11 protein-coding genes are annotated in these 12,505 nt (G+C 63.8%); 7 read left to right on the top strand and 4 right to left on the bottom strand.

Going from position 1 to position 12,505, the window contains the following annotated elements; translation table 11 throughout:
* Window positions 1-6: 6 nt before the first annotated feature.
* Window positions 7-2,133 carry a hypothetical protein gene (locus BMW89_RS17550; RefSeq protein WP_092028244.1) on the bottom strand — a complete coding sequence of 709 codons (2,127 nt, stop codon included), beginning with the start codon at window positions 2,131-2,133 and terminating at the stop codon, window positions 7-9.
* A 162-nt stretch (window positions 2,134-2,295) separates the two neighbouring features.
* Between BMW89_RS17550 and BMW89_RS17545 the strand changes: the two genes are divergently transcribed.
* Window positions 2,296-2,688 carry a carboxymuconolactone decarboxylase family protein gene (locus tag BMW89_RS17545; RefSeq protein WP_045008461.1) on the top strand — a complete coding sequence of 131 codons (393 nt, stop codon included), beginning with the start codon at window positions 2,296-2,298 and terminating at the stop codon, window positions 2,686-2,688.
* Here BMW89_RS17545 and BMW89_RS17540 read toward each other — a convergent pair.
* Together BMW89_RS17540 and BMW89_RS37915 are read right to left on the bottom strand one after the other, a co-directional pair.
* Complete coding sequence (locus BMW89_RS17540) at window positions 2,650-3,174, bottom strand: hypothetical protein (protein WP_092028243.1); 525 nt, start codon at window positions 3,172-3,174, stop codon at window positions 2,650-2,652. The two genes, BMW89_RS17545 and BMW89_RS17540, sit on opposite strands and share 39 nt — an antisense overlap.
* 191 nt (window positions 3,175-3,365) lie before the next feature.
* Window positions 3,366-3,536 carry a hypothetical protein gene (locus tag BMW89_RS37915; protein WP_177196119.1) on the bottom strand — a complete coding sequence of 57 codons (171 nt, stop codon included), beginning with the start codon at window positions 3,534-3,536 and terminating at the stop codon, window positions 3,366-3,368.
* 291 nt (window positions 3,537-3,827) lie between these two features.
* Here BMW89_RS37915 and BMW89_RS17530 point away from each other — a divergent pair, with 291 nt between their 5' ends.
* The 5 genes from BMW89_RS17530 (at window position 3,828) to BMW89_RS17510 (ending at window position 8,923) form a co-directional block, all read left to right on the top strand.
* Window positions 3,828-4,745, top strand: a complete 918-nt coding sequence (locus tag BMW89_RS17530; RefSeq protein WP_092028241.1) for an ABC transporter permease subunit — start codon at window positions 3,828-3,830, stop codon at window positions 4,743-4,745.
* Between the two features lie 11 nt (window positions 4,746-4,756).
* Window positions 4,757-6,079: a high-affinity branched-chain amino acid ABC transporter permease LivM gene (gene livM / locus BMW89_RS17525; protein WP_092028240.1), complete on the top strand. Its 1,323-nt coding sequence runs from the start codon at window positions 4,757-4,759 to the stop codon at window positions 6,077-6,079.
* Window positions 6,076-6,906, top strand: a complete 831-nt coding sequence (locus BMW89_RS17520; protein ID WP_092028239.1) for an ABC transporter ATP-binding protein — start codon at window positions 6,076-6,078, stop codon at window positions 6,904-6,906. The genes livM and BMW89_RS17520 overlap by 4 nt, the downstream gene beginning before the upstream one ends.
* Window positions 6,903-7,643 carry an ABC transporter ATP-binding protein gene (locus BMW89_RS17515; RefSeq protein ID WP_092028238.1) on the top strand — a complete coding sequence of 247 codons (741 nt, stop codon included), beginning with the start codon at window positions 6,903-6,905 and terminating at the stop codon, window positions 7,641-7,643. The genes BMW89_RS17520 and BMW89_RS17515 overlap by 4 nt, the downstream gene beginning before the upstream one ends.
* Window positions 7,644-7,804: 161 nt before the next feature.
* Complete coding sequence (locus BMW89_RS17510; protein WP_092028237.1) at window positions 7,805-8,923, top strand: branched-chain amino acid ABC transporter substrate-binding protein; 1,119 nt, start codon at window positions 7,805-7,807, stop codon at window positions 8,921-8,923.
* Window positions 8,924-9,014: 91 nt separating this feature from the next.
* Here BMW89_RS17510 and BMW89_RS17505 read toward each other — a convergent pair whose 3' ends face one another.
* Window positions 9,015-9,401 carry a response regulator gene (locus BMW89_RS17505; protein ID WP_143062778.1) on the bottom strand — a complete coding sequence of 129 codons (387 nt, stop codon included), beginning with the start codon at window positions 9,399-9,401 and terminating at the stop codon, window positions 9,015-9,017.
* Between the two features lie 195 nt (window positions 9,402-9,596).
* Here BMW89_RS17505 and BMW89_RS17500 point away from each other — a divergent pair, with 195 nt between their 5' ends.
* Complete coding sequence (locus BMW89_RS17500) at window positions 9,597-12,449, top strand: PAS domain S-box protein (RefSeq protein WP_092028236.1); 2,853 nt, start codon at window positions 9,597-9,599, stop codon at window positions 12,447-12,449.
* Window positions 12,450-12,505 lie beyond the last annotated feature (56 nt).

The following is a 12,505-nucleotide window of genomic DNA, read 5'->3' as shown; positions in this document are numbered from 1 at the left end:
GGCTGCCTAGCGCGACTCGCCGGAGGGCTGCGGCTGCGGGCTAACGTCCGGCGCCGGCACCGCCGGGGCAACGATTAAAGGCTCCGGCGCGGGGGTCGCCGGCCCCGCTCCCTGAAGCGATAGCGGTTGACCGGCTGGCGGCGCGGATTCTTGCGCACCAGTCTTGCGCGACGCCTCCTCGTCATGCGCAGTTTGCTGCGGGGCCTCCCATAGTTTCACGATGAGGCCAATGGTCGACGTCGCGGACAACACCATCATAATTGTGAAAGCAATCCAGAAAAATCCGGCATCGAGTCGCCCCCTGAAGGTGCGGTACAGGGCGACGCCCGCGAAGAAGAGCCAGACGGCAATGGTCATCGGGGTCGTGCCCCGCCAATGCTCCTCACCCGCGATCAGCACGAACAGATGGGACACGTAATACGGCACGAGGAACGTCAACAGAATGAACTCGCCCCCGCGCTGGATAAGCCCGATCTCCGACTGAATCGAATTCGTGTCCTCGTCGATCTTGGTGGCGCGCTCCACCAGCGAGTTCTGCGTGATCGAGAGGTAGTTTTGGTCGAGACTGACAATGCTCGCCGTTGCACGTTCGTAGCGGACACCCAGCCGGTCGATGGAATCGAACTCCGGTCCCAGCCGGCGCCGGATGAATTGGTCATAGGGCTGGTCGCCTTCGAGGCGCAGAATGCGCAACAGCTTCACATTATGCTCGAACTGCCGCACGTAGTAGCGGGATCGTTCGATCCGGAAGAGCGGACCGCTACCGGTCTTTCTCAGAAATCTGCCCGTGATGTTGTTGAGCCGCTTATGAGCCATGGCGATCTCGTTCATGGCCGTGCGGTTCCGCTCGGCCGCAGTCGCCTGGGCGTTTTGGCCCGCGCGCGTCTCGTATGTCTCCGTTCGCGCAATTGCGCGGCGCGCTCTCTGTGTAGCCTCCTCCAGAGCAGCCAGCTCGAGCCCGGCATTGTGCAACCATTTGACGTCCTTGAGGGCGCATAGCCGAAACGTGCCGAGCTGGAGGATCTGGCTGACCAGGCGCCCGAGCTGCCATTTGTTGACCACGGTCCTGTCATCGACCCACTGGTGCGCGTAGACGATAAACTCAACGGGAATCCGCTCGTCGTCCGCGCTCCCGGGCAATTGCGGACCGAGCGTGCTCAGATACAGCGCGCGACCATCGAGCATGTAGTTGACGGCGCATTCGTAACGCGTGTGATCGGCACGGACGCGATGCTGGATCAGGGGTAGCAGCATCTGCTTGGCCTCGGCTCCCCAGCTCGGCGGGCCGCTGAACTTGAAGAAGCGATCATCTCCGAAGCGCACGGTTTGCTCGGACGCGATCAAGCCACGAAAATCCGCGCAGACGCGCTGAAAGATGGCGTCGTTGCGGAAGGCGCCGCCGAGCGACAGCACCTCATCGTCGAAAAGGCGCCAGAATTGGTGGAACGAATAGCGGTTGATGTCCCTGATGAGATCGTCGACCGGCTGCGGTGGCGAAGCAGGCTGGCCGCTACCGGAGCCCGGTGATACGGCGGAAGGCCGGCTCGGATTTAGATAGACCTTGATCCGGTCCACCGTCTCGTTCAGCTCGCCGATGTCGGAGGCCTTCCCGCTGCGCAGCCGATCGAGTTCGACGAAGGCCGACATCGTGAAATATTCGTCCTGGGTCTCGAAACGGATCGTGACGTCGAGCGATTGCCAAACAAATTGCAGGCTGACGACGCGGTTGGTGCTCGCAAAGATATCGTTCTGGCGGCGCGTGAGCTGCTTTTTGACATCGTCGGCCAGTGGCTGCCGGTAGGCGCTCCCGAACAGCAGGTTGACGCCGTCAATCCGAGGCGTGACATCGACCGGTCCGCCGAGCTTCGCTTCCAGCCCGATCCAGAGCTGCCGGACGAAACCGTCGAGGGCCTTGTTGATCTCCCTAGGGCGCTTGTTCGGCGCCCATTCCGGATTGACCGGCTGCGCCCGACCACGCCCAACCTCCTGAAAATTGGTCCAGAAAGCGAGATGCCACACCATGGAAGGCGCGCTCAGCACCTTAGGCGGCTTGCGATGCGCGCCCGCGTTCAACTCGTGGTAATCGTCGGCCGTATTGAACATGGCAATATAGTCGGGCGCGGTCTCGACCATGGCAATTCACTCCCTCGAAACGAAGGCCTCAGGCGCGTGCAATGGTTGATGCTACCTCAGATAGAGCTTCGCCGAAAGATGTGAGCGTCGCCTCAACGGCCTGTCGGCTCCGGCGGGGGTACGCTACATTGGCGTGACCGCGATTTTGACTAGAGGATGCCCATGGACGACCAGAAGCGCCGCGATGCCGGCATGAACGTGCGCCGAAAAGTGCTGGGCAATGCCTGGGTCGACAAGTCGATCGCCAACCGCAATGCGTTCAACACCGACTTCCAGGACATGATCACGCGCTATGCTTGGGGCGAGATCTGGACACGGCCGCATTTCGACGAGCGCACGCGGCGTGTGCTGGTGATCGGCACCATGGTCGCGCTCGGGCAATGGGATGAGTTCCGGCTGCATGTGCGGGCGGCGCTGGCCGAGGGCGGCTTCACCCCCGACGACATCAAGGAAATTCTGTTGCAGCAGGCGATCTATTGCGGCGTGCCGGCGGCGAACCACGCCGTCAAGGAAGCCTCAGCGATTGTGCAGGAGCTCGGCCTGCTCAAGGGCTAGCGGCGCCGCGGTCTCGACGGTCTTCGGCGGTGCCTCGGGCCGTTCGATGACCACCACGATGGCGGCACCGAGCAGCAGGAGCAGCTCGGTGGCGTGCAGCCGCAGCGCGGCCATCTCGCCAACCTTCGAAGCCATGACCATGCTGGCGAACGAGATGATACTGCCGATCGCAAGCGCGATCCCGAGCGCCTCGTCGCTGCCGCCATTCTTGCGGATTCGGGGAATGCACAGCAGCGCGAGATAGATCGCAAAGAACGCCACGACCGTCAGCCGGCCCAGCGCCAGCAGCCAGGCCGCACGCACCGTGTCCATCCCCGCCATCTGAAGATTGTCGCTCAGGAACAGCGCCACCGCGACGCTCGGCCGCTCGTAGAGGCCGTGCACTGGTGCCACCATGATGTTGAAGGCGACCAGGGTCCAGGCCGGAATGAAATAGGCCGCCAGTAGCGCGCCGTTGACCGAGCCGATCCGCCAATTCCCGAACATGCCGCTTCCCGCTTCGCCTGCCACGCGCCTTCAATGGAAGGCTTTGCCGGGAGCTAACTCGCATCAGACTGTGGCGGCAATTTAAACCCTTTGTTTACCTTAACCGGGCCGCCGGGCGGCCCGGCTAACGAAAAAAGCCCCGCCTTGCGGCGGGGCCTTCCTTCACTAGCCTTAGTTCCTAGCTCGCAAGTCTACTTGTGGTCCTTACCATGCTCGCCGGACTTACCGCCCTGCTGCTGGCCGGGCTTGTCACCCTGGCGCTGCGGATCCTGCTGCTGCTGGCCGGGTTTTTGGCCGCCGCCCTGCTGCTGACCGGGGTTTTGGCCCTGCTGGCCCGGATTCTGGTTCTGCTGGTTCGTCATGTCGGGAAGCTCCCTTGTTGGACGTCAGAGCTGAGGCAACGACGGGCATCCATTTTGGTTGCTATCTGGAGCCGGGTTCCTCGCACCTGTGGAACCGGGGCGTGACATCCGTAGCCGAAATGACCTCTGTACAAGCCTCTATGCCGAGCCCAGCCCAGTTGCAGCAGCCAGTTCCCTCCTGTTACAAAACGGGAAGAATGCTTAGGGGCTGCCGGGGCCCGAGAAGAAACTCAAAGCACCTTCTCTCGAAAAGCTCCCTTTGAGCCGCGTCAGGTTTGGTAACGGCAGCCCATGGATTATTTCGCCCAGCAGCTCATCAACGGTCTCGTTCTGGGCTCGATCTACGGCCTGATCGCGATCGGCTACACGATGGTCTACGGCATCGTCGGCATGATCAACTTCGCCCATGGCGATGTCTTCATGATCGGCGGCTTCATCGCCCTGATCACCTTTCTCATCCTGGTCTCGCTCGGCCTGACCGCGATCCCGGTGATCCTGCTCATCGTGCTGCTGGTGTCGATGGCAATCACCGCGCTCTATGGCTGGACCATCGAGCGCATCGCCTACCGGCCGCTGCGACATTCGTTCCGCCTCGCCCCGATGCTCTCGGCGATCGGTATGTCCTTCGTGCTGACCAATTACTCGCAGGTCGCGCAAGGCGCCCGCGTCAAACCGATCCCGCCTCTGATCACCGGCGGCTACACCCTGCACGAGAGCGCGGACGGTTTCGTGATCCGGCTCTCCAACGTCCAGATCCTGGTCGTCGTCACCACGATCGTGCTGCTGGCGATCTTCACCTGGCTGGTGTCGCGCACCCGGCTCGGGCGCGACATGCGCGCCTGCGAGCAGGACCAGACCATGGCGGCGCTGCTCGGGGTCGACGTCGACCGCACCATCTCCATGACCTTCGTGATCGGCGCCGCGCTCGCCGCGGTCGCCGGCCTGATGTACCTGCTCTATTATGGCCTGGTCGATTTCTTCATGGGCTTCGTCGCCGGCATCAAGGCCTTCACCGCGGCCGTGCTCGGCGGCATCGGCTCGCTGCCGGGCGCCATGCTCGGCGGTCTTGCGATCGGCCTGATCGAGACGTTCTGGTCAGCCTATTTCTCGGTCGAGTACAAGGACGTCGCGGCGTTCTCGATCCTGATCGTCGTGCTGATCTTCATGCCGACCGGCCTGCTCGGCCGTCCCGAAGTCGAAAAAGTCTGACGGACCGCCGCGTGACAGCTCCCTCGACCAATACGGCCAAAAAAACTGCAACGGGCATCCCCGCCCTTCTGAAGACAGCTCTCGTCAACGCGGTCATCGCGCTGGTGCTGTTCTCGCTGATGGTCGGCATCCGCACCGAGGCGGGCTCCGACGGCCAGCTCACCTACTGGACGCGCTTCGGCGAGGTCGCAGCTCTCGTCGCAGCGGTGTTCGGCGGCTCGATCGTGATCGAGCTGCTGCGGCAGTGGATCGGCCCGACCGGCGTCGAGAAGCTGGTGCCGCCGGTCGTGCAAAGTGGAATGTCGTTCGTCGGCCGCTACCTCGCGCCGGCACTTCTGTTCGTCACGCTGCTGGTGCCGGTGATTTTCTATGACCAGCGCTACATCCTCGACCTCGGGATTCTCGTCCTCACCTATGTGATGCTGGGCTGGGGCCTCAACGTCGTGGTCGGACTCGCGGGCCTGCTCGATCTCGGCTACGTCGCCTTCTATGCGGTCGGCGCCTATTCCTACGCGCTGCTCGCCACCAATTTCGGCTGGTCGTTCTGGGTCTGCCTGCCGCTCGCCGGCATCCTCGCGGCGTTCTGGGGCGTGCTGCTCGGCTTCCCCGTGCTGCGCCTGCGCGGCGATTATCTCGCCATTGTGACGCTCGCCTTCGGCGAAATCATCCGCCTCGTCATCATCAACTGGCAGGAGCTCACCGGCGGCCCCAACGGCGTCTCCAGCATTCCACGCCCGTCGTTCTTCGGCATCCCACTCGACAACAGTGATAACGGTTTAGCTGCAAAACTCGGCATCGAATACTCGCCGACCCACCGCATCGTGTTCCTGTTCTATCTGATCCTGGCGCTCGCGCTGCTCACCAACTGGGTGACGATCCGGCTGCGCCGCCTGCCGATCGGACGGGCCTGGGAAGCCTTGCGCGAAGACGAGGTCGCCTGCCGCGCGCTCGGCATCAACACCACGACCACAAAACTCACCGCGTTCGCGACCGGGGCGATGTTCGGCGGCTTCGCCGGCGCATTCTTCGCCACCCGCCAAGGATTCATCAGCCCTGAATCCTTCACCTTCCAGGAATCGGCGCTGGTGCTCGCCATCGTCGTGCTCGGCGGCATGGGCTCGCAGCTTGGCGTCGCGCTCGCAGCGCTCGCCATGATCGGCGGCTTCGAGCTGTTTAGAAGCCTCGAGACCTACCGCATGCTGGTGTTCGGCATGGCCATGGTGCTGATCATGATCTGGCGGCCGCGCGGCCTGATCGGCCATCGCGCACCGACCGTGTACCTGACCAAGGCGCAGGCAATCTCCTCCGACCTCGTCAAGGAAGGGCACGGATGAGCGGCGACACAATTCTCAGCGTCGACCGGCTGACCATGCGCTTTGGCGGCATCGTCGCCGTGCAGGACATGTCGCTCTCGGCCGAGCGGAAGAAGATCACCGCGCTGATCGGGCCGAACGGCGCCGGCAAGACCACCGTCTTCAACTGCATCACCGGCTTCTACAAGCCGAGCGGCGGCACCATTCGCCTCAGCCATGACGACGGCAGGACGATCGCGCTGGAGAAGCTGAACGATTTCCGCATCGCCAAGCAGGCCAAGGTCGCGCGCACCTTCCAGAACATCCGCCTGTTCCCCGGCATGACCGCTCTGGAAAATCTGATGGTGGCGCAGCACAACGCGCTGATGCGTGCGTCCGGCTTCACCTTCCTCGGCCTCGTCGGCGCGCCCGTCTACCGCGATGCCGAGAAGCACGCGATTGGTCTGGCCACCGACTGGCTCAGACGGATCAACCTGCTCGATCGCGCCGACGATGCCGCCGGCAATCTCGCCTATGGCGACCAGCGCCGGCTCGAGATCGCGCGCGCGATGTGCACCGAGCCCGCGCTGTTGTGCCTGGACGAACCCGCGGCCGGCCTCAATGCCCGCGAAAGCGCGGCGTTGAGCGAACTTCTGCTCTCGATCCGTAACGATGGCACCTCGATCCTGCTGATCGAGCACGACATGTCGGTGGTGATGGAAATCTCCGACCACATCGTGGTGATGGACCATGGCGTCAAGATCGCGGAAGGCTCCCCGCGCGAGGTCCGCGACGATCCAAAGGTGATCGCAGCCTATCTCGGCACCGACGAGGAAGAAGCCGCAGCCGTGATGGAGAGCGGGTCGTGACGTCGCCCGCGCCCCTGCTCGCGATCCGCAGCCTTCGCGCCGCCTATGGCAAGATCGAGGCGCTCAAGGGCGTCGACGTCGAGATCAATGCCGGCGAGATCGTGGCGCTGATCGGCGCCAACGGCGCCGGCAAATCGACGCTGATGATGACGATCTTCGGCAAGCCGCGCGCCCGCTCCGGCCAGATCCTGTACGAGGGCCGCGACATCACTGACGTTCCCACCCACGAGATCGCGCATTTGCGCATCGCGCAGTCGCCGGAGGGGCGGCGCATCTTCCCGCGCATGAGCGTGGCGGAAAATCTCCAGATGGGGGCGGACGCCACCGGATGCACGGATGCGGAACGCGACGCGACGCTCCAGCGCGTGTTCTCACTGTTTCCGCGCCTGAAGGAGCGCTACGCCCAGCGCGGCGGAACGCTGTCCGGCGGCGAGCAGCAGATGCTGGCGATCGGCCGCGCCCTGATGAGCCGTCCGCGCCTTCTCCTGCTCGACGAGCCCTCGCTCGGGCTGGCGCCGCTGATCGCCCGCCAGATTTTCGACGCGATCCGCACCCTGAACCGGCAGGACGGCCTGACCGTGCTGATCGTCGAGCAGAACGCCAACCACGCGCTCAAGCTCGCCCACCGCGGCTATGTCATGGTCAATGGCCTGATCACGCTGGCGGGCACCGGCGCCGAGTTGTTGCAGCGCCCCGAGATTCGCGCAGCCTACCTGGAAGGCGGCCGGCACGGCTGAGACTGCCCGAAGGCAGAGCACGTGCGGCCGAATGTGGCGAGATATCTCCACCAATGCCCGTATTTTGCCGGTGACTTCTCCCAGGATTCATTCAAGAATGGCGCCGGTTTGGACCGGGCGTATCCGGCAACTTCCACAGGCGACCACCCGCGAGGTATCTCATGAAATCACTGAAGCTCATCGGTCTGGCATTCGGCGCATCGCTCGCGCTGTCGAGCGCGGCATTCGCGCAGGATGTCACCGTCGCAGTCGCAGGTCCGATGACCGGCGGCGAGTCCGCTTTCGGCCGCCAGATGAAGAACGGCGCCGAGATGGCCGTGGCTGACATCAACGCCGCCGGCGGCGTCAACGGCAAGAAGCTCGCGCTCGACGTCGAGGACGATGCCTGCGATCCGAAGCAGGCGCGCTCGGTCGCGGAAAAGATCGCCAGCGCGAAAATGCCGTTCGTCGCCGGGCACTATTGCTCGTCGTCGTCGATCCCGGCCTCCGAAGCCTATGCCGACGGCAACGTGCTCCAGATTACGCCGGCCTCCACCAATCCGAAGTTCACCGACAGCGGCCTCTGGAACGTGGCGCGCGTCTGCGGCCGTGACGACCAGCAGGGCCTGGTCGCGGCGCAGTACATTGCCAAGAACTTCAAGGGCAAGAACATCGCGATTCTCGACGACAAGACCACTTACGGCAAGGGTCTCGCCGACGAGACCAAGAAAGCCCTCGTCAAGGCCGGCGTCACCGTGAAGCTCTCCGAGTCCTATAACAAGGGCGACAAGGACTTCAACGCGATCGTCTCGCGCCTGAAGCGTGACAACATCGACCTCGTCTATGTCGGTGGCTACCACCAGGAGAGCGGTCTGATCCTGCGCCAGATGCGTGACCAGGGCCTCAAGACGATCCTGATGGCCGGCGATGCGCTCGCCGACAAGGAGTACGCCTCCATCACCGGCCCCGCCGGCGAAGGCACGCTGTTCACCTTCGGCCCCGATCCGCGCAACAAGCCGACCGCGAAGAAGATCGTCGACGCCTTCAAGGCCAAGAACATCGACCCCGAAGGCTACACGCTCTACACCTACGCGGCGATGCAGGTCTGGTCTCAGGCGGCCAAGAAGGCCGGCACCACCGACGCCAAGAAGGTCATGGCGGCCATCAAGGCCGGCAAATGGGACACCGTGATCGGCCCGATCGAGTACGACGCCAAGGGCGACATCAAGCAGCTCGACTACGTCGTCTACAAGTGGGATGCCAAGGGCGGCTACACCGAGATCAAGGGCAACGGCACCTGAGACAGGCAGGCTGTCCTTTTAACCGGATCGCCCTTTGACCAGATCGACCACAACGCCCCGGTTCGCCGGGGCGTTTCCTTTTGCCGCACGGTCAGACGGCGGCGGAGAGTTCGCCACCCGCCGCAGCCTGGGCCTTCCGCAGCGCCTGCAGCAGATCGTTCGGACGAAACGGCTTTTGCAGGCACACCACGTCGGCCAGATCGGGCGCCTCACCGACGAAATCCAGCGCGGTCATGCCGGAGACTGCGACGATCGGAAAGCCGGGAACTCGCTCACGAATGGCCAACATGACGTCAACGCCACTGGCGTCGGCCAGGAAAATATCGACAATGGCAGCATCGAAAACGCCTTCGCCGAAAGCCTTCAGGCCCGCCGCGCCGCTCTCGGCCTCGACTACGTCATAATGGTTGACCCGAAGCACGATCGCCACCATCGCGCGGACGTCCTTCTGGTCGTCGACAATGAGCACACGGGGCATGGGAACAACTCCCGGATCCTTATCATTAATTGGTTCAATTCACCGCAAAACGGCGGCAAGGCAGTATGAGTCCGTCCCAGTAAAGCACTCCTTACCACTTACCTGTTCCGAGTCCCCCTCCAAGTTAAGTAAGCTGTAACCCTCGGTTGAGTCGCAAGCGCTTTCTGTCAGGATGCGCGGCCGGAGCGCGCTACCATGAAGGTCGCGGCTACCCGGCCGGAAGAGATTGACGTACGAGGTCACTATGCCGGCTTACGAGAGATCGACGTGCTAGCGCCCAACGACCGAAGCACATTCCTGTCGACCTTGGCGGCGACGCCGAGCGACCGAAAGGCGGCATTGGCGATCGTCGGCATCTCCGCGATCCTGTTCGCGCTGGCGGTACCGTTTGCCGGCACACCGCTCGTGCAGGTGCCGGCCTTCGTGGCGAGCTACCAGTCGGCGCTCGCGGTCAGCGACATCATCACTGCCGTCCTGCTGCTGTCGCAGTTTGCCGTCCTGCGCAGCCGCGCCCTGCTGCTGCTGTCGACCGGCTATCTGTTCACGGCCACGGCCGCGATAACCCACGCCCTCACGTTCCCGGGGCTGTTTGCCCCGGCCGGACTGTTCGGCGCCGGCCCGCAGACCACCGTCTGGCTCTACATGATCTGGCACGGCGGCTTTCCGCTGTTCGTCCTGGCCTATGCCTCGCGGAAGGACAACAATGGCGGCAACAGGATTACGGGCTCGACGTCGCGCGCGGTTGCTCTCTCCGTCGCCGGCGTGTTCGTCGCAACGGCCGTTTTCGCCTGGCTCATGACGGCGCAGCACGACCTGCTGCCGATCCTGCTGAAGGACGGCCATTACACCAACACCATGATCGGCGTGGTGTCGTTCGTGTGGTCCTTGAGTTTCGCCGCGCTGTTCGCGCTGTGGTTTCGCAAGCCGCACACCGTGATCGACGTCTGGCTCATGGTCACGATGTGCGCCTGGCTGTTCGATATCGCGCTGTCGGCGATCGTCAACGTCTCGCGTTTCGATCTCGGCTTCTATGCCGGCCGGCTCTACGGCCTCACTGCGTCGAGCTTCGTGCTCGCGGTGCTGCTCATCGAGAATGTGCGCCTCCAGGCCAACACGGCGGGCATGGTCGGCGCGCTACAGCGGCAGTCGAGCACGGAGAGAAACTATTATGCCGAGCGCGAGCGGCTGTTCAGCGCGGTCGTGGAGTCCTCCAACGACGCCATCATCACGAAGTCGCTCGACGGCACCATCACGTCCTGGAATCATGCGGCGGAGCGCGTCTTCGGCTATTCCGCCGAGGAGGCGGTCGGCCGTCAGGTCGACATCATCATGTCCGAGGGACAGCGCGAGGAAGTCGATGAAATGCTGGCCCGCACCCGCAACGGCGGGGTGATCGACCAGCACGAGACCGTGCGGCTGCACAAGAACGGCCAGCCCATCGACGTGGTGCTGAGCCAGGTTCCACTGCGATCGCGCGACGGCAACATCATCGGCGCCTCCAAAGTGGTCCGCGACATCACCGAGCGAAAGCGGGCGGAGTCCGCGCTCAACCGCGAGATCGAAGAGCGCCAGCGCATCTTCGAGACCTCGCAGGACCTGATCCTGGTCACTGACGGTTTTGGCAATTTCGTCCAGGTCAGCCCCAGCGTCACCGCCATTCTCGGCTTGAGCCCGGACGACATGGTCGGGCACAGTGCGACCGAGTTCATTCACCCCGATGACCTCGAGAAGACGCGGAGCGAGATGCGCGCGGCGCGGCGCGGCGCGGTCAAGCGCAGCTTCGAGGCGCGCTATTATCACGACGACGGTCACGAGGTGACGCTGAACTGGATGGGCACCTGGTCGGAGCCCGTGAAGCGCCACTTCTTCATCGGCCGAGACCTCACCGAGAAGCAGGCCGCCGAGGCCCAGCTCAGGCAGGTCCAGAAGATGGACTCGATCGGCCAGCTGACCGGCGGCGTTGCCCACGACTTCAACAACGTGCTGACCGTCATCACCGGCACGATCGGCATTTTGGCGGATGCAGTGGCCGACCGGCCCGAGCTCGCCGCGATCACCAAGCTGATCGACGACGCCGCCGAGCGCGGCGCGCAACTGACAAAACACCTGCTCGCCTTTGCCCGCAAGCAGCCGCTCCAGCCACGCGAGATCGACGTCAACGCATTGACGCTCGAGGCCGCCAAGCTGCTGCATCCGACCCTCGGCGAACAGATCACCATCATGCCGCAGCTCACCGAGGATGCGTGGCCGGCCCTGATCGACCCGGGTCAGCTCTCCACCGCGATCCTCAATCTCGCGCTGAACGCGCGCGATGCCATGCCCGACGGCGGCACGCTGGTGCTGGAGACCCGCAACATCTTCCTCGACGACGGCTATGCCAGCATGAATCCCGACGTCGTCGCCGGCAATTATGTGATGATCGCGGTCAGCGACACCGGCACCGGTATCCCGCCGGACCTGATCGAGCGGGTGTTCGATCCGTTCTTCACCACCAAGGAGGTCGGCAAGGGCACCGGCCTGGGCTTGAGCATGGTGTTCGGCTTCGTCAAGCAATCCGGCGGGCACATCAAGATCTACAGCGAGGAAGGCCACGGCACGAGCGTGAAGATCTACCTGCCGCGCTCCACCGGCGTTCAGGAGACCGAGTTCGAGGTGCTCCAGAACGTGCCCATCACCGGCGGCGACGAGAAGATCCTGATCGTCGAGGACGACGCGCTGGTCCGTCAATACGTCGTGACCCAGATCAAGAGCCTCGGCTATACCACGCTCGAGGCCGCCAACGCGGCCGAAGCCCTCATCATCATCGATGCCGACAAGGGCATCGACCTGCTCTTCACCGACATCATCATGCCGGGCCACATGAACGGCCGCCAGCTTGCCGACGAGGCGGTGCGGCGGCGGCCCGACCTGAAGACGCTGTTCACCTCGGGCTACACCGAGAACGCGATCGTCCATCACGGCCGGCTCGATTCCGGCGTGCTGCTGCTGGCCAAGCCCTACCGCAAGTCCGAGCTGGCCAAGATGCTCAGGACGGCGCTCGCCAGTTGAGCCTGCGGCATCCGTGGGCTATCGCTGAGGCGAACTGCTTTCAGCCGACGGAGCCG

The sequence above is a fragment of the Bradyrhizobium sp. OK095 genome, from assembly GCF_900109945.1.
Taxonomy (GTDB): Bacteria; Pseudomonadota; Alphaproteobacteria; order Rhizobiales; family Xanthobacteraceae; genus Bradyrhizobium.
Note: the sequence above shows the minus strand (reverse complement) of the source record. Positions and strands in the feature narration are given on the sequence as shown.